The following is a 22,168-nucleotide window of genomic DNA, read 5'->3' as shown; positions in this document are numbered from 1 at the left end:
TGGCGGCTCTTCCTCTGGGGTTAATCTGCTTGCGGCCCTCGGTGGTGGGGGGTCTCGCCCCTATGGGGTGGGGGGGGGGGGGGGGGCCCCCCCCCCCCCCCCCCCCGCGGTACCCACCCGTACGCCCGCATGCCCCGCATGCCCCGTACGCCCGAGGGAGAGGGAGCAGAACATGAAGGCCGCCGTCGTCCACGACTTCACCGCCCCCCTGACCATCGACGACCGACCGGTACCGGAGCCTGCCGCACACCAGGTACGCGTCAGGATCGAGACCTCCGGCCTCTGCCACACCGACATCCACGCCGCCCGCGGCGACTGGCCGGTCAAGCCCACTCCGCCGTTCGTCCCGGGGCACGAGGGCGTCGGCATCGTCGAGGCGGCCGGCCCGCGGGTCCGGCACGTCCGGGTCGGCGAGCGGGTCGCCATCCCCTGGCTCGCGGACGCCTGCGGACGCTGCGACCAGTGCGTCTCCGGCTGGGAGACGCTCTGCCTGCAACAGCACAACAGCGGCTACTCGGTGGACGGCGGGTACGCCGAGTACGCGCTCGCGCACGGCGACTACGTCGCCCCCGTCCCGGACGGCATCGACCCGCTGGACGCCGCGCCGCTGTCCTGCGCGGGCGTCACCACCTACAAGGCGCTCAAGGTCTCGGGCACCCGGCCCGGCACCCGGGTGCTGGTCTCCGGCATCGGCGGGCTCGGCCACCTGGCCCTCCAGTACGCCCGGATCTCCGGCGCCGAGACGATCGCGGTCGACGTCACCGACGACAAGCTCGCCCTGGCCCGCGAGCTCGGCGCCGACCACGTGCTCGACGCCCGCACCCAGGACGTCGCCGCCGAGGTCCAGGCGCTCGGCGGGGCCCACGCGGCGATCGCCCTCGCCGTCAGCAACGCCTCCTTCCAGGCCGCCTACGGCGCCCTGCACCGCGGCGGCACCCTCGTCCTGGTCGCCCTCCCCGCCGGCGGCAAGCTCGAACTCCCGGTCTTCGAGACCGTGTTGAACGGCACCAAGGTGATCGGCTCGATCGTCGGCACCCGCGAGGACCTCGCCGAGGTCTTCCGGCTGCACGCGCTCGGCCGCACCCGGGTGATCCGCGAGACCCGCCGGCTGGAGGACGTGAACGACTGCTTCGAGGAGGTGCTGAGCGGCAAGGTCTCCGCCCGCCTGGTCTTCGACCTGCGCTGACCCACCGCACCGACCGCACCGGCCCACCGCACCGACCGCACCGGCCCACCGCACCGACCGACCGCGCCCGCCGACCGCGCTCCGCCGGTAATCCGATGGCAGACCCGGCCGGGTGGCGGGCAGCATGCCCGGATGACGTCCCCGCTGTACGCCGTCGCCCGCAACCCCGCGCTGCCGCCCGACCAGCTCGCACGGCTCCTCGATGCCGCCGACGCCGACGAGGAGCCGGCCCTCGCCCTCGCGGACCGGCCGGACCTCGCACCCGAGCAGGTCCGCCGGCTCGCCGGACGCGACGAGGACACCGCCGTCCGGCTCGCCCACGGCGGCCTGCTGCACGCGGCGGATGTCGACCCCGCCGTCCACCCGACCGTCGCACTCGCTCTGCTGGGCGAGGGACGCGGGGACCTCGCCTGGACCGAGCGGCTGGCCCGGCACCCGGACCGGTACGTCCGGAGGCTGCTCGCCTCCTGCCCCGGGCTGCCCGACGAGGCCGCCGACCTGCTGGCCGCGGACACGGAGACCGAGGTGGCGGTCGAACTCGGCTGCCACACCACCCACCCGGACCTGCTGGCCCGGCTCGCCCGGCACCCGGAGGCCGAGGTGCGGTCGTGGGTCGCGAGCAACGAGGCCGCACCGCCGGAGCGGCTGGCGGCGCTGCTGGCCGACGACGACGTCCGGGTCCGCCGTGGAGCCGCCGGCAACCCGGCCCTGCCGCCGGAGGCCATCGCCGCACTGGCCCGCGAAACGCGACCGGCCCCGGGCTCCACACGCTGACCGGCTCGGATGCCCGCGCCCGGGCGGCGGACGACGACGCTCTGATCGAGAAGCCGCAGGGACGGGCCCGGCGGCCCGCTCCGCACTTCGACGCCGGCCGGCCCGAGGGCTGACCCGCCGCCCCACCCGTCCATGTCCGGAAGCGGTCGCGATTGCGTCTCCGTTCCGTTCGGCGTGGGTACGAAGTGGCCGACGGTGCGCGATCGTTGGGGAAACGACCGGACGGCAAGGGGAGTTGCCATGGGGGACGGCCGGGGGTTGACACCGGACGCGGTGGCGGCGCTGCTGGGCGACGGACCGCACCGGGCGGTGGCGAACGTGCTGCGGGCCCGGCTGCGGATGGTGCCGGAGGGGGCCCGGGCGCTGGCGGCGGCGGAGGCGAGCCCGGGGGACCTGCGGGCCCGGGCGCTGCTAGCCGCCGCGGTGGCGCAACTGCTGGGCTCCGACCCGGCGTTCGCGCAGTACCTGGCCACCACCGGACTCGGGAAGCCGGCCGACCCGCCGACCGTCCAGCTGCGGAGCGAACCCGTCACCGTCCAGCTGCGGACCGGCCCGCCGTCCCCGCCGCCATCATCGTCCCCGCCACCATCGCCCGGGAGCCCGGCCACCGTCCAGCTGCGGACCGCCCCGGCCGCCCGGGCGGTCACCGCCCGCCGGGGCAGCGCCGGGATCCTGGTGGCACTCTCCCTGGTGCTGGTCGCCGCGCTGGTCGCACTCGGCATCCACCTGGGCTCGCGCCCGCTGCTGAAGCCGGGCGGGCCGGACCTGGCACACGCCGCTCCGGTGCCGCGCGACCCGGCGCTGACGCGCGACGTACTGCCGCAGGCACCGCCGCTGCCCGGCTGGCAGGTGGAGCGCGGACCGGCGTCGGGAACGGGCCAGGACGGCCCCGTGCCGTGTCTGCTGCCGAACTCCTGCGACCGGCAACTCTCCTACGCCACCGTGACGTTCACGGCGCCCCACGGCCACCGCCTGGCGCTCGACGCGGTCACCTTCGACTCCCCCGAAACGGCCGCGCAGGCCTTCGCCACCACGCTCGGCCGCACCCCCGGGGCCGAGCCGACGGCGCCCCTGCCCGGGATCGGCGACCAGAGCGCCGCCCGCACCCGGGGTTCGTCGGCGGTGACGCTGGCCCGGGTCGGCGGCATGCTGCTGGTGGTGCGCGCCGAGGATCCCGACGGGTCGCTCGCGGGCGGCCTGCTCCCCGGCCTCCTCCAGCCGCTCGTCGAGCGCGCCCGACAGGCCCAGGGCGGCGGCACCCCGGACGCCACCCCGACTCCCTGAGGATCCGGGCTCGTCGAGGTGGGCCGGCACGGCCGGACAGCCCCTCCGCCGCCGGCGCCGGCACCCGCGACTCGCCCTCGGTGAGCCGGTCGAGCCGCCGGTCGGCGGGGGCGCAGGACAGCAGCACCCCGGTCACGGCCGGTCCCCGGCCGGTCCACAGCCGGTCCACGGTCGTTCCCCGGCGGCCACCCGCTCCAGGGCGTCGAAGAACCGGTCGCCGCCGAACACGCTCCCCCGGTCACCGCGGCCGCCCCTCGCCCCCGCCTCCGCCCCCGCCTCCGCCCGATGCGCCCACTCCGCACCGCACGGAGGCGGCGGACGCCCTGCTCAGCCGAGGAGTGGACCCGGACCCACCCGGCCGTGGGTCCAGCCCCATCCGCCGCCCCCGCGCGGCGAGCGCCCCGAGCCGTCGCCCGAATGCATGTATCGCTCCCTTGACTGGCGTCACCAACACGCCATACTGGCCTCACTCCCGCTCGCACGACGAGGTGCCCGCCCATGGAGCTATCCCCCTCGGCGCACGTGGACACGTTCTGCCGAGACCACCTTCCGCCCTTCGATCAGTGGCCCGAACTCCTCTTCGAAATACCGGAGTTGGCCTACCCCGACCGCCTGAACTGCGCCGCCGCGCTACTCGACGAGACCATCGAACGCCTCGGCCCGGACCGCCGCTGCCTGCTCACCGCCACCGAGCGGTGGTCCTACGGCGAACTGCGCGACCACGCCGACCGGATCGCCCGCCTGCTGACCGAGGACCTCGGCCTCGCCACCGGCAACCGGGTGCTGCTTCGCGGGCCCAACACCCCCTGGCTGGCCGCCTGTTGGCTCGGCGTCCTGAAGGCCGGCGGGGTGGCCGTGACCACCATGCCGCTGCTGCGGGCCGCCGAACTGACCGAACTCCACGGCATCGCCAAGCCCGTCCTCGCCCTGTGCGACCACCGCTTCCAGGCCGAACTGCGCCGGGCGCACGCCCCCGGCCTGCGCGTCCTGCCGTTCGGCGGCCCCGGCCCCGAGGACCTCACCGCCCGCTGCGCCGCCAAGCCCGCCGGCTTCACCGCCGTCCCGACCGCCGCCGACGACGTCGCGCTGATCGCCTTCACCTCCGGCACCACCGGCCGCCCCAAGGCCACCCTGCACTTCCACCGCGACGTGCTCGCCATCGCCGACACCTTCTCCCGTCATCTGCTCCGCCCCACCCCCGAGGACCTCTTCGCCGGCACCCCGCCGCTCGGCTTCACCTTCGGCCTCGGCGGCCTGCTGGTCTTCCCGCTGCGGGCGGGCGCCGCCGGCCTGCTGCTGGAGCAGGCCACCCCCGAGCAGCTCGCCGAGCAGGTCCGCCGCCACCGGGTGAGCGTGCTGTTCACCGCGCCGACCGCCTACCGGGCGATCCTGGCCGCCGGACTGGCCGACCGGCTGGCCGGGGTACGGCACTGCGTCTCGGCGGGCGAGCCGCTGCCCGTCGCCGTCTGGCGGGCCTTCCACGCGGCCACCGGGCAGCGACTGATCGACGGCATCGGCGCCACCGAGCTGCTGCACGTGTTCGTCTCGGCCGCCGGCCAGGACATCCGCCCCGGCTCCACCGGCAGGCCCGTGCCGGGCTACCGGGCCGCGGTGCTGGACGGGCAGGGCCGCCCGGTGCCGGACGGCGAGCCCGGGATGCTCGCCGTCAAGGGCCCGACCGGCTGCCGCTACCTGGACGACGGGCGCCAGCTCGACTACGTCCGCGGCGGCTGGAACCTCACCGGCGACACCTGCGTCCGGGACGGCGACGGCTATTTCTGGTACCAGGCCCGCCATGACGACATGATCGTCTCGGCCGGCTACAACATCGCCGGGCCGGAGGTGGAGCAGGCCCTGGCCGCCCACCCCGACGTGGCCGACTGCGCGGTGGTCGGCGCGCCGGACGAGCGGCGCGGCACGGTGGTCAAGGCGTACGTGGTGCTGCGCGAGGGCGTTCCCGCCGGGCCGGAGACGGCGAAAGCGCTCCAGGACCACGTCAAGAACGCCATAGCGCCGTACAAGTACCCGCGGGCGGTCGAGTTCGTGCCCGAGCTGCCGCGCACCGCGACCGGCAAGCTGCACCGCGCCGAGCTGCGGCGGCGGGCCGCGCTCACCCCGGCCAGCATCACCGTCGAACGCCGGGTGGAGTGGTCCGACACCGACGCCGCCGGGCACTACCACTTCTCCGCCGTGCAGCGCTGGGCGGAGGCGGCGGAGGCCGCGCTGCTGCGCCGGCTCGGGCTGGCCGAGCTGTTCGGGCGGATACCCCGGGTGCACTTCGAGGCCGACTACCGCGAGCGGCTCTGGTTCGGCGACCTGGTGCGCACCGAGCTGCGGGTGGTCCGGGTCGGCGGCTCCTCGCTGCACTACGCCTTCGAGGTGTACGGCCCGAACGGACCGGCCGCGAGCGGGCGGATGTCGGTGGTGCACGCGGCGGCGCACGACGCGGGTGCCGCACCGTGGCCCGCGCAGGTCCGCCGCACGCTCTCGGAGGCCGGGCCGCAGCGTCCCGAGGTGCTCGCATGACCCCGGCGGCGCGGCGGATCGCGGTGGTCGGAGCCGGCCCCGGCGGGCTCTACTTCGCCGCCCTGGCCAAGCAGTTGGCGCCCGAACGGGAGATCACCGTCTTCGAACGGGACGGCCGGGACGACGAGTTCGGCTTCGGCGTGGTCTTCTCCGACGAGACGCTGGACGGCATCGCCCGGGCCGACCCGCGCGTCTTCGCCGCGATCAGCGCCGAGTTCGCCCGCTGGAGCGACATCGACATCCGCTACGCGGGCGAGGTGCGCACCAGCGGCGGCCACGGCTTCGCCGCCCTGGACCGCAACCGGCTGCGCGCCATCCTGCGACGGCGCTGCGCCGAACTGGCGGTGGACGTGCGCTACCGGAGCCCGGCCCCGCCCGTGGACCGGCTGGCCGCCGAGTACGACCTGGTGGTGGCCGCCGACGGCATCCGCTCCGGCACCCGGGCGGCCCATCCGGAGGGCTTCCGCCCGGAGCTGGACGAGCGCCACTGCCGCTACATGTGGCTCGCCACCGACAAGGTCTTCGAGGCCTTCACCTTCATCGTCGAGCAGTACGACTTCGGCGTCCTCCAGGTGCACGCCTACCCGTACAGCGCCACCCGCTCGACCTTCATCGTCGAAATGGCCGAGGACGCCTGGCGCCGCGCGGGCTTCGAGGCCCTCGCCGCCCGGGAGCCGGGGCGCGGCGAGAGCGACCTGGCGAGCGTGCGGCGCTGCGCCGAGCTGCTCGCCGGTCACCTGGACGGCCACCGGCTGATCCCCAACGCCTCCCGGTGGATCCGCTTCACCACGGTCCGCAACGGCAGTTGGCACCACGGCAACACCGTCCTGCTCGGCGACGCCGCGCACTCCGCGCACTTCTCGATCGGTTCGGGCACCAAGCTGGCCCTGGAGGACGCCCTCGCCCTGGCCGCCGCACTGAGCGAACAGCCCATCCTGGAGGGCGCGTTGGCCGCGTACGAGGCCGAGCGGCGCCCGGTGGTGGAGTCCACCCAGCGCGCCGCGCAGGCCAGCCTGGAGTGGTTCGAGACCATCGGGCGCCGCACCGGACAGGGCGTCGACCAGTTCGCCTTCAACCTGCTCACCCGCAGCCGGCGGGTCACCTACGGCAATCTCCGGGCCCGCGACCCCGCCTTCGTGGACGCCGTGGAGACCGCCTCCGGCGGCTCACCCGGGGTGCCGCCGATGTTCCGGCCGCTGAAACTGGGCGCGCTGGAGCTGCGCAACCGCGTCGTGGTGCCCCCGCTGGCCACCTTCACCTCTCCCGACGCGCTGCCCAGCGGCTTCGACCTGGCCCAGCTGACCGGGCACGCGCTCGGCGGCGCGGGGCTGGTCATCGCCGGGATGACGGCGGTCAGCCCCGAGGGCCGGGCCACCGACCGCTGCCCGGGCCTGTGGGCCGACCGCCAGGAGGCGGCCTGGCGCCGGCTCCTGGACGCGGTACGGGCGGTGAGCGACACCCCGGTCGGCATCCAGCTGACCCACGCCGGCCGCCGGGGCGCCACCGCGGTCCCCGGGCCGGACGGCATCGGGCGACCGCTCGCCGACGGCTGGCCGCTGATCGCCCCCTCGGCCATCCCGTGGGACGCCGGGAGCCCGGTGCCGCACGAGGCGGGCGAGATCCAACTGGCCTCCATCACCGCGGACTTCGCCGCCGCGGCCGAGCGCGCCGCCCGGGCCGGCTTCGACGCCCTGGAGCTCCAGTTCGGGCACGGCCACCTGCTCTCCTCCTTCCTCTCCCCGCTCACCAACCGCCGCACCGACCACTACGGCGGCCCGCTCGCCCACCGGCTGCGGCTGCCGCTGGAGGTGCTGGCGGCGGTGCGCGCCGCCTGGCCCGCCGGCCGGCCGCTGCTGGTGCGGATCTCGGCGAGCGACTGGGCGCCCGGCGGAACCACCGAGGAAGAGGCCGTGGCGATCTGCCGCGCGCTCGCCGGGGCGGGGGCGGACGCGCTGGACGTCTCCACCGGCGAGGTGGTGGCGCACCAGCGGCCGCCGTACGGGCGCGGCTACCAGACGCCCTTCGCCGAGCTGATCCGCGCCGCCACCGGCCTGCCGACCATCGCGGTCGGCGCGATCTCCGGACCGGACGACGCCGACTCCGTCCTGCTGGCCGGCCGGGCCGACCTGGTCGCGGTCGGCCGGGCGCACCTGTACGACCCGCTCTGGACGCTGCACGCCGCCGCCGAACAGGGCCACACCGGGCCGGGGGCCCGCTGGCCCGAGCCCTGGCGGGCGGGCAGCCGCAGACCGCCGGGCCCGAGGGCCGACCGGGTGGCCCCGCGACTGAACCTGCTGCGCGAGCCGCCCGCGCCCGTCCACCGCCGCTGGTCACCACCCCTTCCCGAGGAGTGACGGATGCTCCACCTGCCCCGCTTCACCGCCGCCGCCGTGCAGGCCTCCCCGGTCTACCTGGACCCGGCCGCCACCGTCGACAAGGCCGTCGCGCTGATCCAGGAGGCGGCCCGGCACGGCGCCGAACTGGTGGTCTTCCCCGAGGTCTTCGTCCCCGGCTACCCGTACTGGAACTGGACCATGAACCCGGTGCAGGGCTCGCCCTGGTTCGAGCGCCTGTACCGCGCCGCCGTGGACGTCCCCGGACCGTACGTCGACACCCTGCGCGCCGCCGCCCGGCAGGCCGGGGTGGTACTGGTGATCGGGATCAACGAGCGCGGCGGCCCCGGCCTCGGACTGCTGTACAACACCCTGCTGATCATCGGTGCGGACGGCGAACTGCTCAGCTCCCACCGCAAGTTGATGCCCACCTGGGCCGAGAAGCTGACCTGGGCGCAGGGCGACGGCAGCACCCTGAAGGTGCACCCCACCGGCGTCGGCCCGCTCGGCGCCCTGGCCTGCGGCGAGAACACCAACCCGCTGGCCCGCTTCACCCTGCTGGCACAGGGCGAACTCGTCCACGCCGCCTGTTACATCGCGCTGCCGGTCGGCCCCGAGGACTACGACATGGCGGAGTCGATCGCGCTGCGCACCGCCGCGCACTGCTTCGAGGGGAAGGTCTTCTCCGTCGTCTCCACCTCCGCCATCTCGCCCGAGATGGTGGACCTGCTCGCCGGCGACGATCCGCAGGCGCGCAAGCAACTCTCCCGCCCGCACAGCGCCCTGTCCGGGATCTTCGGCCCGGACGGGCGCGCCGTCACCGAGCCGCTGATCGACGAGGAGGGCATCGTCTACGGGGAGATCGACCTCGGGCGCTGCGTCCAGCCCAAGCAGATGCACGACATCGTCGGCCACTACAACCGCTTCGACGTCTTCCGACTGCACGTGGACGACCGCCCACTGCGGCCGCTGGTGCTCCCCGAGGAGAGGGCATGACCGACACCGAGCGCACCCCCGGGCGCGCCCCAGAGCACGACGACGACCGGATCGGCCGGGCCCGGGTCACCGACAACCCGGAACTGATCGCCTACTACCAGGAGTTGGCCGCGCACCAGGCCGGCGCCCTGTGGACGGTCGCGAACGAGATCGAACCCTGGTACCCCCAGCCGAAGTCCGTCCCGACGCTCTGGCGCTACGCCGACCTCCGCCCCCTGGTGCACAAGGCACTGCCACTGGTGAAGGCCGACGACGCCGGGCGCCGGGTGGTGATGCTGGTCAACCCCGGCCGTCGCGAACTGAGCGCCGCCGTCGGCCTGTTGTACACCGGCCTGCAGATCATGGGCCCGGGCGAGGCGATGACCGCGCACCGCCACCAGGCCGCCGCCCTGCGCTTCGTCCACGAGGGCACCGGCGCCTGGACCATCGTGGACGGGCAGAAGCTCAGGGTCGGCCCGCGCGACTTCGCCATCACCCCCAACAACACCTGGCACGAACACGGCAACGAGTCCGACGACGCCCCGGTGATCTGGCAGGACGGCCTGGACATCCCGCTGGTCAACACCCTCGACGCCAACTTCTACGAGGTCCACCCCGAGCTCCACCAGCGGCCGGGGCCGGTCGTCAACTCCTCGCTGCTCAGCTACGGCGGCAACCTGCTGCCGTACGGCGTCGAGAAGTGGACCCGGCCCTACTCTCCGCTGCTCGGCTGGCCCTGGGAGCCCAGCTACGAAGCGCTGTGCCGGCTCGCCCGCGCCACCGAGGGCTCGCCCTACGACGGCGTGATCATGGAGTACACCAACCCGGTCACCGGCGGCCCGGTGATGCCGACCATGTCCACCCACCTGCAACTGCTGCGCCCGGGCCAGGCCACCCGCGCCCACCGGCACACCGGCTCGGTGGTCTACACGGCGGCCAAGGGGCACGGCGTCTCGGTGATCGCCGGGCAGCGCTTCGCATGGCGGCAGGGGGACGTCTTCGTCGTCCCGTCCTGGGCCTGGCACGAACACGCGAACCTCGACCGGAGCGAGGACGCCTGCCTGTTCTCCTTCGACGACTTCCCGCTGATCCACTCGCTCGGCCTCCACCGCGAAGAGGCCCACCCGGACGGACAGCAGCAGCCCACCACGACCGTCTGACCAGGAGCCCCACCACCATGCACCTGCTGACCTACCGCGCCGACGGCGATCCCACCCCCCGTCTCGGTGCCCGGCTCGACGGCGACCGGATCGCCGACCTGACCACCCTGGCCACCGCCTCCGGCGTCCGGATCCCCACCGATCTCCTCGGGTTGATCCGCGCCGGGGAACCGGCCCTGACCACCGCCCGCGAACTGCTCGCCGCGGCCCCGGCCGGCCGGCCGCTCGCCGAGGTCTCGCTGTGCGCGCCGCTGCGCCCGGGCAAGATCGTCGGCGTCGGGCTCAACTACGTCGAGCACGTGGCCGAGTCCCACCGCACCCTGGACACCGACCGCGAACTGCCCGACCGGCCGGTGCTGTTCGGCAAGCCCTCGACCGCCGTCACCGGCCCGGGCGAGCCCATCCTGCACAACGCCGACCTCACCAAGCAGCTCGACTGGGAGTGCGAACTCGCCGTGGTGATCGGCGCGCCCGCCTTCCGGGTGGCCGAGACGGACGCGCTGCGGCACGTGTTCGGCTACAGCATCGTCAACGACATCAGCGCCCGCGACCAGCGCCGCTCCGGGCAGTGGTTCTTCTCCAAGGGGCAGGACAGCTACGCGCCGTTCGGCCCGGTCGTGGTCACCGCCGACGAGATCCCGGACCCGCAGCGGCTCGACCTCTCGCTGAAGGTCAACGGCGAACCGCGGCAGGACTCCAACACCCGCCACATGCTGTTCGGCGTCGCCCGGCTGATCGCCGACATCTCCTCCGGCGCCACCCTGGAACCGGGCGACGTGATCGCCACCGGCTCCCCCTCGGGCGTCGGCGCCGGGATGGTGCCCCCGCAGTTCCTCCAGCCGGGTGACCTGGTCGAGGCCACCATCGAGCGGATCGGCACGCTCGCCAACCCGGTGATCGACGCCCGCTGAGAGGAGTCCGGCCCCGATGACCACCTACCGGATCGGCCAGATCGTCCCGAGTTCCAACGTGACCATGGAGACCGAGGTCCCCGCCCTGCTGCGGGCCCGCGAGACGGTCGCCCCCGAACGGTTCACCTTCCACTCCAGCCGGATGCGGATGACCAGGGTCACCCCCGAGCAGCTGCGCGCCATGGACGCCGAGTCCGACCGCTGCGCCGACGAGCTCTCGGACGCCCGGATGGACGTGATCGGCTACGCCTGCCTGGTCGCCGTGATGGCCACCGGCCACGGCTACCACCGGGACGCCGAGCGGCGACTGCACCTGCGCACCGTCCGGAACGGCGCCCCCGCGCCCGTGGTCACCAGTGCCGGCGCGCTGGTCGCCGGGCTGCGCGAACTCGGGGCGGCGAAGGTCGCCATGGTCACCCCGTACCTGCGGCCACTGGCCCGGACGGTGGTCGAGTACCTCGCCGCGGAGGGCATCGAGGTGCTCGACCACGCCGCCCTGGAGATCGCCGACAATCTCGACGTGGCCGCCCACGACCCGGCCCGGCTGCCCGCGATCGCCCGCGGGCTGGCCCACGCCGAGGCGGACGCCGTGGTGCTCTCGGCCTGTGTGCAGCTGCCCTCGCTGTCGGCCGTCGAGGAGGCCGAGCAGCAGCTGGGCAAGCCGGTGGTCTCGGCCGCCGTCTGCACCACCCACCAGCTCCTGCGGGCCCTCGGCCTGCCCGCCTTCGCCCCCGGCGCCGGGCACCTGCTCTCCGGCGCCTACGCGTAGGGCTCTCGCGTGGGGCCCTCGCGTGGGGCCCGTGGGGCTCTCCCGTGGGGCCTTCCCATGGGTCTTTCACGTGGAGCCTTCCCGTGGAGCCACCACACAGGGCCTGTGCGCAGCGGCCCGGGTTCCTTGGAAACGCAGGAACCCGCGCCCTCGGACCGGCACTCTCGTTATGATCGCCACCACCGACGGGGAGGAGGGCCCGCGCATGCCCGACAGCACCGCCCGGCCCAGCTCCCTGATCCACACCGTCTACGGCGAGTTCGTCCGCCCCCTCGGCGGCTGGATATCCATCGCCGACCTGATCGCGCTGCTGGCCGAACTGGACGTCGACGGCCCGGCCGTCCGCTCCGCGACGTCCCGGCTGAAGAAGGCGGGCACGCTGCTCCAGGAGCGCCGCGCCGGAACCGGCTACCGGCTCGCCCCGGCGATGGAGCCGGTCTTCGAGGAGGGCGACCGGCGGATCTTCCACAGCCTGGAGCCCGCCGAGCTCGCCGACGGCTGGGTGGTGGCGGTCTTCTCCGTCCCCGAGTCCGCCCGCGCCCACCGCCACCAGCTGCGCTCCCGGCTGAGCTGGCTCGGCTTCGGCAACGCCGCCCCCGGGGTCTGGCTGGCGCCGGCCCGGTTGCTGCCGGACGCCCGTCGACTGCTGGACCGGCTCGGACTGAGCGCCTACGTCCACCTGTTCCTCTCCGCCGAGTACGCCGGTTTCGCCGATCTCCGGACGGCGGTGGCGAGTTGGTGGGACCTCCCGGCGATCGAGGCGCAGTACGAGGCCTTCGACGGAGCCTGGCGCCCGGCCGCCGAGGAGCTGCGCGGACGCTCGCCGGTCGACCCTGCCGAGGCGTTCCGCGACTACGTGCCGATGCTCACCCAGTGGCGCCGGCTGCCGTACCTGGACCCGGGGCTGCCCGCACAGCTGCTGCCCGCCGACTGGAACGCGGTACCGGCCCGTGCCGTGTTCACCGAGTTGCACGGACTGCTCGCCGGGCCCAGCCTTCGATACGTCGAGAAGGTCACCGGACAGTCCCACGCCCAGGAGCCACGATGACCGAACCCGCCGCCGAGCTGCTGATCCGCGCCGCCGCCGTGCACACCCTGGTGCCCGGCGAACCGCCGCAGCGCGCGATCGCCGTCACCGGCGGCCGGATCACGGCCCTCTCCCCCGCGCCCGACGGGCTGGACGCCCTGATCGGGCCGGACACCGAGGTGGTGGACGCCCCGGACTCGACGGTGCTGCCCGCCTTCGACGACACCCACACCCACCTGGTGCTGGCGGCCCTGAGCGTCCACGGCGTGCCGGTCCACCGGGCCCGCGACCTCCCCGGGTTCCTCGGCCTGATCCGCGAGCGCGCCGCCCGCACCCCGGCCGGGGAGTGGATCCACACCACGGTCAACTGGCAGGAGGTGCTGCTGGCCGAGCAACGGATGCCCACCATCGCGGAGTTGGACGCGGCCACCGCCGCGCACCCGGTGCTGGTGCGGCGCGGCGCGTACAACATGGTGCTCAACTCGGCGGCACTGCGGCTGGCCGGGATCACCGAGGCCACCGAGGCTCCGCCCGGCGGCGTGATCGAGCGCGACGAGCACGGGCGGCTCACCGGCCGACTGGTCAACCGGGCGGTGGAGCTGGTCGAGCGGGTGCTGCCGCGCCCCACCCCCGTCGAGCGGATCGAGGGCCTGCGCGCGGCCTCCGCCGCCTTCGCCGCCACCGGGATCGGCACCGTCCGCGACTGCCTGGTCCCGGTCGAGGACCTCGACGTCCTGGACGCCGCCCGGGCCGAGGGGGCGCTCGCCGTCCGGGTCCGGGCCCTGGTGTCCGGCTTCGCCGCCCGTACGCCCGAGCAGGTGGACGCGCTGCTGGAGCGGATGGATGCGTGGCGCGGAGCCGGCCGGGACGACGACGAACTGTGCCTGTGGGGTGTCAAGTTCGGCATCGACGGCGGTTTCGAGGCGGGCGCGCTGGAGGAGCCGTACCAGGGGCAGCCGTGCTACCACGGCCGGCTGCTCTGGGAACCGGCCGAACTGCTCGCGGCGGTGGAGCGGGTGGTCGGGCGCGGCTGGCGGGTCGGCGTGCACGCCTGGGGCGACCGGGGCCTGCGCGTCCTGCTGGACGTCTTCGAGCGGGTTCTGGAGCGTCATCCCGGCCTGCCGCCCGGCACCCTGGTGGTCGAGCACGGCGGCCTGGCCCGTCCCGCGCAGCGGGCCCGGGCCATCGCGCTCGGCGTCCCGGTGACGGTCCAGCATCCGCTGCTGCACGACGGCGCGCTCGCCCAGCAGCGGGCCTGGGGCAAGGAGCGCACCGCCGCACTCTTCCCGCTGCGCGAGTGGCTGGACGAGGGAGCGCTGCTCACCGGCGGCTCGGACTTCCCGGTCGGCCCGTACGGCGCGATGGTGTCGGTGTGGGGCATGACGACCCGGGGCACCACCGCCGGGGTGGTCGGCCCGGAGCACGCGATCGGCCGGGCCGAGGCGGTCGTGCTGCACACCGTGAACGCGGCCCGGCTGACCGGCGAGAGCGCCGTGCGCGGCAGCCTGCGCCCGGGAGCGCTCGCCGACCTCACGGTGTGGCCGCTCGATCCGCTGGACTGCCCGGCGGGCGCGCTGCGCGATCTGCTGCCCACCCGGACGATCGTCGGCGGGCTTACCACCCACGGCGGTTGACGCTCCGTCAGGCCGCGGCGAGCTCCCGCAGGTCGATGCCGCGGTGCAGCGCCCGCAGGTCCTCGTGCAGTGTGGACGGCGGGACGACGAGCACCCCACCGCGGGCCCGGGCCAGGCAGCGCCGGGCGACGGAGCGGCGCAGCAGCCCGCGCAGCCCGGCCCGCAGGCCGCCCTGCGCGCCGGTGGAGACGACCAGCAGGTCGCCCGGCCGGTCGGCGAGAGCGGTCAGCACCGTCGCGGCCTCGCCGCGCACGACCAGCGGCCGGACCGGCGCCCCGATCGGCAGGCCGCCGAAGGCCTGCTCCAGCGCGCCCTCCATCCGCGCCTCGGCGAGCTCCTGCCAGGCGCGCAGCAGCGGCGGGCACGGCCGGGCGCGGTAGTTGCGCTCGCCGCCGACCGGCGTCCAGGCGAGCACCGGGACCAGAACGGCCTGCCGGGCCCTGGCCTCCTCCGCCGCCCGGTGCAGGGCGGTCAGGCTGTGCAGTGATCCGCTGACTCCGACGATGACGCGCGCGCCGTCCGACATGATCCTTCGCTTTCCGATGCCAGATCTCTTCAATGTCTGCGATTATGTTGTCACACCCCCTCCGGGACCTGCAAATCAAAGGCATTCACTGAATATCACCTTGCATCGGCCGGAATATCCATGCCCTGGCCGTCCAGTTCCCTGACCTCCTGGAGCAGCCCCCAGGTGAAGTCGGCCGCCCAGGAGCGCGGCCGCCCGTCGGCACCCGGCGCCGCGAAGTCCAGCCGGAACCTGGTCGGGGCGCTCCCCTCCCTCGGCACGGCCGACGGGAAGGCGGCCCCGACGTCACCCACCACGCAGCTCCACGGCGCGAGGTCGGCCGGTGTGCGCAGCACGGGCCCCGGGTGGCCGGCCGCCCGCACCAGCCACTCGTTCAGCAGCGGTCCGCCGCTCCCGGCCGGGCCGAGCAGGATCTCGAAGCGCAGCTCGGGCCAGAGCGGCAGCGCCCACTGCCGCGCGGTGCAGGCGAGATCCCCGATCCGGCGCTCCACGCTCGCCTCGGCGGGCCCGAGCACGGCGGCGTACCGGGCGGCGCCGCGCGGGAACCCGGGCGCGCGGACCATCGCCTGCCAGCGCTTGTTCGCCTCCCGCATCGAGGCGCGGGTGGCGCCGAGCCGTCGCACCGCCTCCTCGACCAGTCCGGGCTGGAAGTCGGCCATCCGACGCAGCAGTACCAGCTGGAACTCGGTGATCCCGAAGCCGTTGATCGCCATGACCGCAGCCTAGAACCTTTCTGTTCGATCAGGTGTTCGAATATGGGCGTACCCTGGGCCCATGCACGGCACCGTCCACCTCCAGCCCTCGCTGTTCGACGACGCGGACCGCGACGGCGTCCGCCTCGGTCCCCTCGACGGCCTGCGGCGCCGGCCGCTCAGTGACGGCGCCTGGCTGGACCTGCTGCCGGGCTGGCTGCACGGAGCGGACGAACTGTTCGAACAGCTGGCCACCACGGTGCCCTGGCGGGCCGAACGCCGCGAGATGTACGAGCGGACGGTCGACGTCCCGCGCCTGCTGGCCTCCTACCCGGCGCGGGCCGAGCCGCCGCACCCGGTCCTCGGCCGGGCCCGGGAGCTGCTGAGCCGGCACTACGCCGAGGAGCTGGGCGAGCCGTTCCGCACCCTCGGCCTCTGCTACTACCGGGACGGCCGGGACAGCGTCGCCTGGCACGGCGACCGGATCGGACGCGGTGCCCGCGAGGACACCATGGTGGCGATCCTCTCCGTCGGCGAGCCGCGCGTCCTGGCACTGCGCCCCCGGAACGGTGGCGCTGCGGTCGTCCGCCATCCGCTCGGCCACGGCGACCTGGTGGTGATGGGCGGCACCTGCCAGCGCACCTGGGAGCACGCCGTCCCCAAGACGGCCCGCCCGGTGGGCCCCCGGATCAGCGTCCAGTTCCGGCCGCACGGGGTGTCCTGAGCCCGGCTTGCCCCGCACCCGCCGGACGCGGAGGCTGGCGGGAGGGGCCCGCCGGCTCCCTCCAGGAGGGCCGCATGCCGAAACCGGGCGTCTACCGCGCAGGGGTCCCGTGCTGGGTCGTGCTCACCACACCGGACCCCGCCCGGGCGCGGGCCTTCTACGGCGCCCTGTTCGACTGGGAGTTCGTCCCGACCGGCCCCGGCGAGGCGGTGGCCACCCGGTACGGCGCCCAGGTCGCGGCCGTCGAACGGGCCCTGGCGGCCGAACCGCCCGCCGGCTGGACCACCTTCCTCACCTGCCCGGACCCGCTGCGCACCGCCACCGCCGTCCGGGCCGCCGGCGGGCGGCCGGTCCGCGGGCCGTACGAGGTGCCCGACCAGGGCCGCGCCGCGCTGGCCGTCGACCCGCTCGGCGCCCGCTTCGGGCTCTGGCAGGCCGGCACCATCGACGGCGCCGGACTGGTCGACGAGCCGGGCGCGCTCGCCTGGAACGAACACCTGTCACCCGACCCCGACGCCGCCCGGGCCTTCTACCGCCTGCTCTTCGGCTACGGCTACGACCGGCCGCGGGCGGGCCACACCCTCGCCCGGGTCGCCGGGCTCCCGGCGTGCAGCATCGGCCCCTGCCGCCCGGGCGCCGGCGCACGCTGGCTGGCCCACTTCGCGACCGAGGACACCGACCGCGCGGCCGCCCGGCTGCGCGGCCTCGGCGGCACCGTGCTCAGCGGGCCCGCGCCGGCCCCGTTCGGCCGCACCGCGCTGGTCCGGGACGACTGCGGCGCGGAGTTCGTGCTGGTCGCCGTCCCGACCCGCGACCGCGCGGCGGCGGCCTGAGCCGCCCGGGGATCCGGCGCCCCGGACGACGGCGGGAGCCCCGCACGGTGGCGGGGCTCCCGGGTACTGCCGGACCGACGGCCCCGGTGGCCGACGAACCTCGGTGACCGACGGCCCCGGTGGCCGACGGACGTCAGTCCTTCACCGCGCCGGCCAGTCCGGAGACCAGCTTGCGCTGCACCGCGATGAAGAAGATCAGCACCGGTACGGTCATCAGCGTGGACGCCGCCATGATGCCGCCCCAGTCGTTCTCGTCCGGCTTGAAGAAGACCAGCAGCGCCGAGGGCAGCGTCTGGTTCTCGGTGGCGCTGATGATGAACGTCTTGGCGAAGACGAAGTCGTTCCAGGCCGCGATGAAGGAGAAGACGCTGGTCGCGGCGAGACCCGGCGCCACCAGCGGCAGCAGGATGCGCCACAGGATGCGGGTCCGGCTGGCGCCGTCGATCTGCGCCGCCTCCTCGATCGAGGCCGGCACCGCCGCGACGAAGCCGCGCATCATCCAGATCCCGAACGGCAGCGAGAAGGCCAGCTGCACCAGGATCAGCGAGGCCAGGGTGTTCAGTCCGATGCCGGGGGCGAACCGCCCCGCGTCGCGGAACATGAAGAACAGCGGAATGGTCAGCGCCTCGACCGGGATCATCTGGGCGATCAGGAACATCACCATGATGGTGGTGCGGAACCTGAACCGGAACCTGGTCACGGCCACCGCCGCCAGGAAGACCACGATCGCCGACAGCACCACCACCGACAGCGCGATGACCAGGCTGTTCATGAAGTAGCGGCCGAAGCCGTCCACGCTGAGCACCTGGCGGAAGCTCTCCAGCGTGGGGTGGGCGGTCCACGGCTTCGGGTCGAGCGACTGGATCTCGCCCTTGGGCTTGAAGGCCGAGAGCACCATCCAGAAGATCGGGAAGGCGGTGACCACGGCCAGCAGGACCGCGCCGGTGTTGGCGGCCAGGCGCCACCGGCCGCGGGTGTTGCGGGCCGGCTTCACGGCAGCGAGGGGGTTCGCCGGGCTCACAGTTCGTTCCCCGTCCGTCGCAGGGTGCGGATGTACAGGACCGTCGGGATCACCAGGATCAGCAGCATGATCACACCGATCGCCGCGCCCAGCCCGTACTGCGAGGAGGCGAACGCCTTCTGGTACGCGTACACGTTGAGCACCAGGTTCTGGCCGGCGATGCCGCCGCCCTCGGTCATCACGTAGATCTGGGTGAAGACCTTGAAGTCCCAGATCACCGACTGGATCACCACGATGGTCAGGATGGGCCGCAGCATCGGCGCGATGATCCGGCGGAAGGTGGTCCAGGTGTTGGCGCCGTCCAGGGCGGCCGCCTCCAGGATCTCCTCCGGGATGGCCCGGATGCCCGCGTAGAGGGTGACCATCACGAACGGGTAGGAGTGCCACACCACCACGGCGCCGACGATCAGGAACGCGGTCCACTTGTCGTAGAACCAGTTGAACTCGTGGAAGCCGGAGAGCCCGAGGCCCTCCAGGGTGTGGTTGACCAGGCCGAGGTTGGTGTCGAACAGGAAGCTCCACACCGTCGAGCCGGTCATCGCCGGCGCCGCCCAGGCGGCCATCGCCGCGGTGGTCAGCACCAGCCGCGGCCACCGGCCGACCTTGGTGAGCAGCACCGCGAGGGTGGCGCCGACGGCGAGGGTGGCGACCACGCAGAACGCGGCGAAGCCGATGGTCTGGAGCAGCACCGTCCAGAACTGCTCGTCCTCGAGGATCTTCGTGTAGTTGCCGAAGCCGACGAAGGAGGTCGGGGCGCCACCGGAGGCCTGGGCCTGTCCGAAGTCCAGGACGGACAGCAGGCCGAGCTGGTAGATCGGGTAGGCGACCAGCGGGATCAGGATGACGGCGGCCGGCAGGAGCAGCAGCAGTGGGGGCCGCCGGCGCCGGCCGCCCGGGGGTGCGGCCGGCGCCTTGCCTCCACGGCGCCTCTGCGGGGAAGGCGGCGCCGGGGCGGTCGAGGTGGATACGGACACGTGCGGGACCTGCTCTCTGAGACGAACCGGGAGTGGGACCGTCGGTACGCGGCCGGTGGCCGGTTCGTGTGTCCCAGCGGTGCGGTGCCTGCGGTGGCATCAGCCGTGCGACGGCGGCGCGGCACCGCCGCGCGGCAGCGCGGTGCCTGCGGCACGACGTCGACGGTGCGGCGGCGGCGCGGTGGCCGGGACGCGGGGCCCGGGACGCGCCGCCGCCGGCGTTCGGCCGGCCGTCAGTGCGCGGCGAAGGCCGAGGTGACCTGCGCGGCGGCGTCGGCGGAGGCCTTGGCCACGTCCGCCTTGCCGGTGACGACCTGCTGGAGCATCGTCGGGATCACTGCCTGGGCGTCGATCTGCGCCCACGCCTGGTCGAGCGGCACGAACTTGGTGCCGGCCGCGATGGTGTCGGTGAACGGCTTCAGGAACGCGTCCTTCGCCGCGACCTTGCCGCTGACGGACTTCAGCGTCGGCAGGTTGCCCATCGCGTCGTACATCTGCTCCTGGTACGTGGGGCTCGCCAGCAGCTCGGCGAACTCGACGGCCAGCGTGCGGTGCTTGGCCGCCTTCATCACGCCCAGGTTGTTGCCGCCGGCGAAGGCCGGGGCGATCGAGCCGGGCTTCGCGCCGGGCAGCGGCACGACGCCGTACTTGCCCTTGACGGCGCCCGCGTCGACCTTGCCGCGGTTGGAGTTGAGCAGCACCGCCATCGCCGACTTGCCGGCGGCGAACAGGTCGACGGTCTTGCCGCCGGTCAGGTCCGCGCACTGCTGGGCGGGGCAGCCGTCCGGGCCGAACAGGTCGGTGTAGCGCTTGATCCCGGCCTGCGAGGCCGGCGAGTCGATCGCCGCCTTGAACTTCGAGCCGTCCTGGGTGGCGATGTCGCCGCCCGCGTCCCAGACGAAGGGCAGCGCGGCGAAGGTGTACTTGCCGCCGACCGCGATGCCGAAGGTGTCCGGGTGCGCGCCGTGGATCTTCTGGGTGGCGGCGACGAGCTCGTCGTACGAGGTCGGCGGGGTGAGGCCGGCCTCGGTGAACAGGTCGGTACGGTAGTACAGCGCCCGCACGCCGACCCACCAGGGCAGGCCGTAGGTCTTGCCGTCGACCACGGAGGTCTTGGCGATCGCCGGGTCGAGGTCGCCCTTGTCCTGCCACTTGTCCAGGTCGGCGGTGATGTCGGCGAGGCCGCCGGCGGCGACGTAGCCGGGCAGGTCGGTGTTGCCGAACTCGACCAGGTCGGGGGCGCTGTTCGGGTCGTTGAAGGCGCCCTTCATCTTGGCCGCGCGGGCCGAGGCGTCGGTGTCGATGTAGCTGACGTTGACGGTGACGCCCTGGTGGGAGGACTGGAACTCGGTCACGGCCTTGGCGATCACGGCCTCCTTGGCCGCGTTGCCCGCCTCGTTGTACAGCCAGACCTGTAGGGTGCCGGTCCGGTCGTCGCCGGCCTTGTCGCTCGCCGGCGCGGCGGTGCCGGGAGCACAGGCGGTGGCGGCCAGGCAGCCGGCGGCGAGCACGACAGCTGCGGCGGTCCGTCCGATGAGTCGCATGGTGGGAACCTCCCCTCCCGACAGCTGCCGCCGAGACGTGCGCCGCGGGGGCGAGCACGTCGAAGCAGGCCCTGACCGGGGCCGATGGTGGGTGAAGTGGTGGGGGTCACGGCAGGGCGTAGCGCTCGGGTGGGGCGTCGTCGCCTGCTCGATGGCAGGGACGTTAGGCGGGGGCGATCGGCGCCAACAAGAGGGGGTTGGCGAAGTTTTGCACTGCACAACGTTGTATCGAAGATGCGGCGATCCGGCCGCGAACAGGTACGTTCTGACAACCCCCGCCGACACGCGGGGGAACACCGGCAGAACAACATCAGGGAACGGACCCATGACGGAGACGGCGCCCAAGAAACCCGCGACCGAACGCAACCAGTCCTCCTCGCTGCGCCGCGCGCTCGCCGTCCTCGGCTACGTCCGCGACCACAGCGACCGGCGCGGCGTCCCGCTCGCCCAGCTCGCCGACGGACTCGGCCTCAACAAGAGCACGGTGCTGCGACTGGCCGGCCCCCTGCTGGACGAGCACCTGCTCGATCGGGACCGCGAGACCGGCTGGTTCCGGCTCGGCCACGGCTCGCTGCGGCTCGGCCAGGCCTACCTGACCACCCTCGACCTGCGCACCGTCGCCGCCGAGCACCTGCGCCGGCTCCAGCGGGAGGCGGGCGAGACCGTCCACCTGACCGTCTGGCAGGCCCCCGGGATCGTCTACCTGGACAAGGTCGAGGACGAGACCAACGTCCGGATGGCCTCCCGGGTCGGCAGCCGGGCCCCCGCCTACTGCACCGCCACCGGAAAGGCGATCCTCGCCTGGCTGCCCGAGGAGGCCGTCGCCGAGGTGGTCGCGGCCGGGCTGCGCCCGGTCACCACCTGGACCATCTCCGACGAACCCCGGCTGCGCGCCGACCTCGCCCGCATCCGCGCCCGCGGCTACTCGATCGACGACCGGGAGAACGAGCCCGAGGTGCGCTGCGTCGCCGCCCCGATCTTCGACCACACCGGCGAGGTGACCGCCGCCCTGTCCGTCTCCGGCCTCACCTCACGGATGACGGCCGCCCGGGTCCGCGCCCTCGGCCCGGTGGTCGCCCAGGTCGGCCTGCGGATCTCGCGCGAACTGGGCTCCGACCGCCAGCCGTCCTGAACGCCCGGCAACCCCCGCTCCCGGGAACGCGGAAGGGGGGCGGGGCCCCGAGAAACGGGGCCGGCCCCCGCCCACGCGGGGGGGGGACGGCCCCGGGGCCCGGGCGAGACCCCAATGAACTTTGTAGGGGGGAGGGAGGCACC

Annotated in this window: 19 protein-coding genes and 1 pseudogene; 15 read left to right on the top strand and 5 right to left on the bottom strand. The window is 74.3% G+C overall.

What is annotated here, in order from left to right; translation table 11 throughout:
* Window positions 1–172: 172 nt before the first annotated feature.
* The 12 genes and pseudogenes from ACFRAR_RS08875 (at window position 173) to ACFRAR_RS08820 (ending at window position 14,579) form a co-directional block, all read left to right on the top strand.
* Window positions 173–1,186: a zinc-dependent alcohol dehydrogenase gene (locus ACFRAR_RS08875; RefSeq protein ID WP_380696351.1), complete on the top strand. Its 1,014-nt coding sequence runs from the start codon at window positions 173–175 to the stop codon at window positions 1,184–1,186.
* A 132-nt stretch (window positions 1,187–1,318) separates the two neighbouring features.
* The gene (locus tag ACFRAR_RS08870) at window positions 1,319–1,960 is read left to right on the top strand and encodes a hypothetical protein (RefSeq protein WP_380696349.1); all 642 of its coding nucleotides are present in this window, start codon (window positions 1,319–1,321) and stop codon (window positions 1,958–1,960) included.
* Window positions 1,961–2,200: 240 nt separating this feature from the next.
* A complete protein-coding gene (locus ACFRAR_RS08865) occupies window positions 2,201–3,244 on the top strand; it encodes a hypothetical protein (protein ID WP_380696347.1) in 1,044 nt (347 codons plus the stop codon).
* Between the two features lie 498 nt (window positions 3,245–3,742).
* Window positions 3,743–5,341: pseudogene (locus ACFRAR_RS08860) on the top strand (AMP-binding protein); the annotation flags it as partial.
* 45 nt (window positions 5,342–5,386) lie between these two features.
* On the top strand, window positions 5,387–5,770 hold the full coding sequence (locus tag ACFRAR_RS08855; RefSeq protein WP_380696483.1) for an acyl-CoA thioesterase: 384 nt from the start codon (window positions 5,387–5,389) through the stop codon (window positions 5,768–5,770).
* Window positions 5,767–8,124 (top strand): FAD-dependent monooxygenase, encoded by a 2,358-nt coding sequence (locus tag ACFRAR_RS08850; RefSeq protein WP_380696345.1) that lies wholly within the window; start codon window positions 5,767–5,769, stop codon window positions 8,122–8,124. Before ACFRAR_RS08855 ends, ACFRAR_RS08850 begins: the two co-directional genes overlap by 4 nt.
* A gap of 3 nt (window positions 8,125–8,127) precedes the next feature.
* Complete coding sequence (locus tag ACFRAR_RS08845) at window positions 8,128–9,099, top strand: carbon-nitrogen hydrolase family protein (protein ID WP_380696343.1); 972 nt, start codon at window positions 8,128–8,130, stop codon at window positions 9,097–9,099.
* Window positions 9,096–10,238 (top strand): cupin domain-containing protein, encoded by a 1,143-nt coding sequence (locus ACFRAR_RS08840; protein ID WP_380696341.1) that lies wholly within the window; start codon window positions 9,096–9,098, stop codon window positions 10,236–10,238. Before ACFRAR_RS08845 ends, ACFRAR_RS08840 begins: the two co-directional genes overlap by 4 nt.
* A gap of 17 nt (window positions 10,239–10,255) precedes the next feature.
* A complete protein-coding gene (locus ACFRAR_RS08835) occupies window positions 10,256–11,149 on the top strand; it encodes a fumarylacetoacetate hydrolase family protein (RefSeq protein WP_380696339.1) in 894 nt (297 codons plus the stop codon).
* Window positions 11,150–11,165: 16 nt separating this feature from the next.
* The gene (locus ACFRAR_RS08830; RefSeq protein ID WP_380696337.1) at window positions 11,166–11,918 is read left to right on the top strand and encodes an Asp/Glu racemase; all 753 of its coding nucleotides are present in this window, start codon (window positions 11,166–11,168) and stop codon (window positions 11,916–11,918) included.
* 205 nt (window positions 11,919–12,123) lie between these two features.
* On the top strand, window positions 12,124–12,966 hold the full coding sequence (locus ACFRAR_RS08825; protein ID WP_380696335.1) for a PaaX family transcriptional regulator C-terminal domain-containing protein: 843 nt from the start codon (window positions 12,124–12,126) through the stop codon (window positions 12,964–12,966).
* Window positions 12,963–14,579 (top strand): amidohydrolase, encoded by a 1,617-nt coding sequence (locus ACFRAR_RS08820; protein ID WP_380696333.1) that lies wholly within the window; start codon window positions 12,963–12,965, stop codon window positions 14,577–14,579. Before ACFRAR_RS08825 ends, ACFRAR_RS08820 begins: the two co-directional genes overlap by 4 nt.
* Window positions 14,580–14,586: 7 nt before the next feature.
* Here ACFRAR_RS08820 and ACFRAR_RS08815 read toward each other — a convergent pair whose 3' ends face one another.
* Window positions 14,587–15,105: a universal stress protein gene (locus ACFRAR_RS08815; protein ID WP_380696331.1), complete on the bottom strand. Its 519-nt coding sequence runs from the start codon at window positions 15,103–15,105 to the stop codon at window positions 14,587–14,589.
* Window positions 15,106–15,200: 95 nt separating this feature from the next.
* A complete protein-coding gene (locus ACFRAR_RS08810) occupies window positions 15,201–15,818 on the bottom strand; it encodes a hypothetical protein (RefSeq protein WP_380696329.1) in 618 nt (205 codons plus the stop codon).
* Window positions 15,819–15,879: 61 nt separating this feature from the next.
* Between ACFRAR_RS08810 and ACFRAR_RS08805 the strand changes: the two genes are divergently transcribed.
* Both ACFRAR_RS08805 and ACFRAR_RS08800 read left to right on the top strand, forming a co-directional pair.
* Window positions 15,880–16,521 (top strand): alpha-ketoglutarate-dependent dioxygenase AlkB, encoded by a 642-nt coding sequence (locus tag ACFRAR_RS08805; protein ID WP_380696327.1) that lies wholly within the window; start codon window positions 15,880–15,882, stop codon window positions 16,519–16,521.
* A 74-nt stretch (window positions 16,522–16,595) separates the two neighbouring features.
* Window positions 16,596–17,354: a VOC family protein gene (locus tag ACFRAR_RS08800; protein ID WP_380696325.1), complete on the top strand. Its 759-nt coding sequence runs from the start codon at window positions 16,596–16,598 to the stop codon at window positions 17,352–17,354.
* 133 nt (window positions 17,355–17,487) lie between these two features.
* Here ACFRAR_RS08800 and ACFRAR_RS08795 read toward each other — a convergent pair whose 3' ends face one another.
* The 3 genes from ACFRAR_RS08795 to ACFRAR_RS08785 all read right to left on the bottom strand — a co-directional run bounded on the left by ACFRAR_RS08795 (window position 17,488) and on the right by ACFRAR_RS08785 (window position 20,893).
* The gene (locus tag ACFRAR_RS08795) at window positions 17,488–18,375 is read right to left on the bottom strand and encodes a carbohydrate ABC transporter permease (RefSeq protein ID WP_380696323.1); all 888 of its coding nucleotides are present in this window, start codon (window positions 18,373–18,375) and stop codon (window positions 17,488–17,490) included.
* Window positions 18,372–19,349: a carbohydrate ABC transporter permease gene (locus ACFRAR_RS08790; RefSeq protein ID WP_380696321.1), complete on the bottom strand. Its 978-nt coding sequence runs from the start codon at window positions 19,347–19,349 to the stop codon at window positions 18,372–18,374. The genes ACFRAR_RS08795 and ACFRAR_RS08790 overlap by 4 nt, the downstream gene beginning before the upstream one ends.
* 233 nt (window positions 19,350–19,582) lie before the next feature.
* Window positions 19,583–20,893: an extracellular solute-binding protein gene (locus ACFRAR_RS08785; protein WP_380696319.1), complete on the bottom strand. Its 1,311-nt coding sequence runs from the start codon at window positions 20,891–20,893 to the stop codon at window positions 19,583–19,585.
* A 325-nt stretch (window positions 20,894–21,218) separates the two neighbouring features.
* Between ACFRAR_RS08785 and ACFRAR_RS08780 the strand changes: the two genes are divergently transcribed.
* Window positions 21,219–22,025 (top strand): IclR family transcriptional regulator, encoded by an 807-nt coding sequence (locus ACFRAR_RS08780; RefSeq protein ID WP_380696317.1) that lies wholly within the window; start codon window positions 21,219–21,221, stop codon window positions 22,023–22,025.
* Window positions 22,026–22,168: the final 143 nt, after the last annotated feature.

The sequence above is a fragment of the Kitasatospora sp. NPDC056651 genome, assembly GCF_042792155.1.
In the GTDB taxonomy this organism is placed as follows: domain Bacteria; phylum Actinomycetota; class Actinomycetes; order Streptomycetales; family Streptomycetaceae; genus Kitasatospora.
This window is presented reverse-complemented; position numbering and strand designations above follow the sequence as displayed.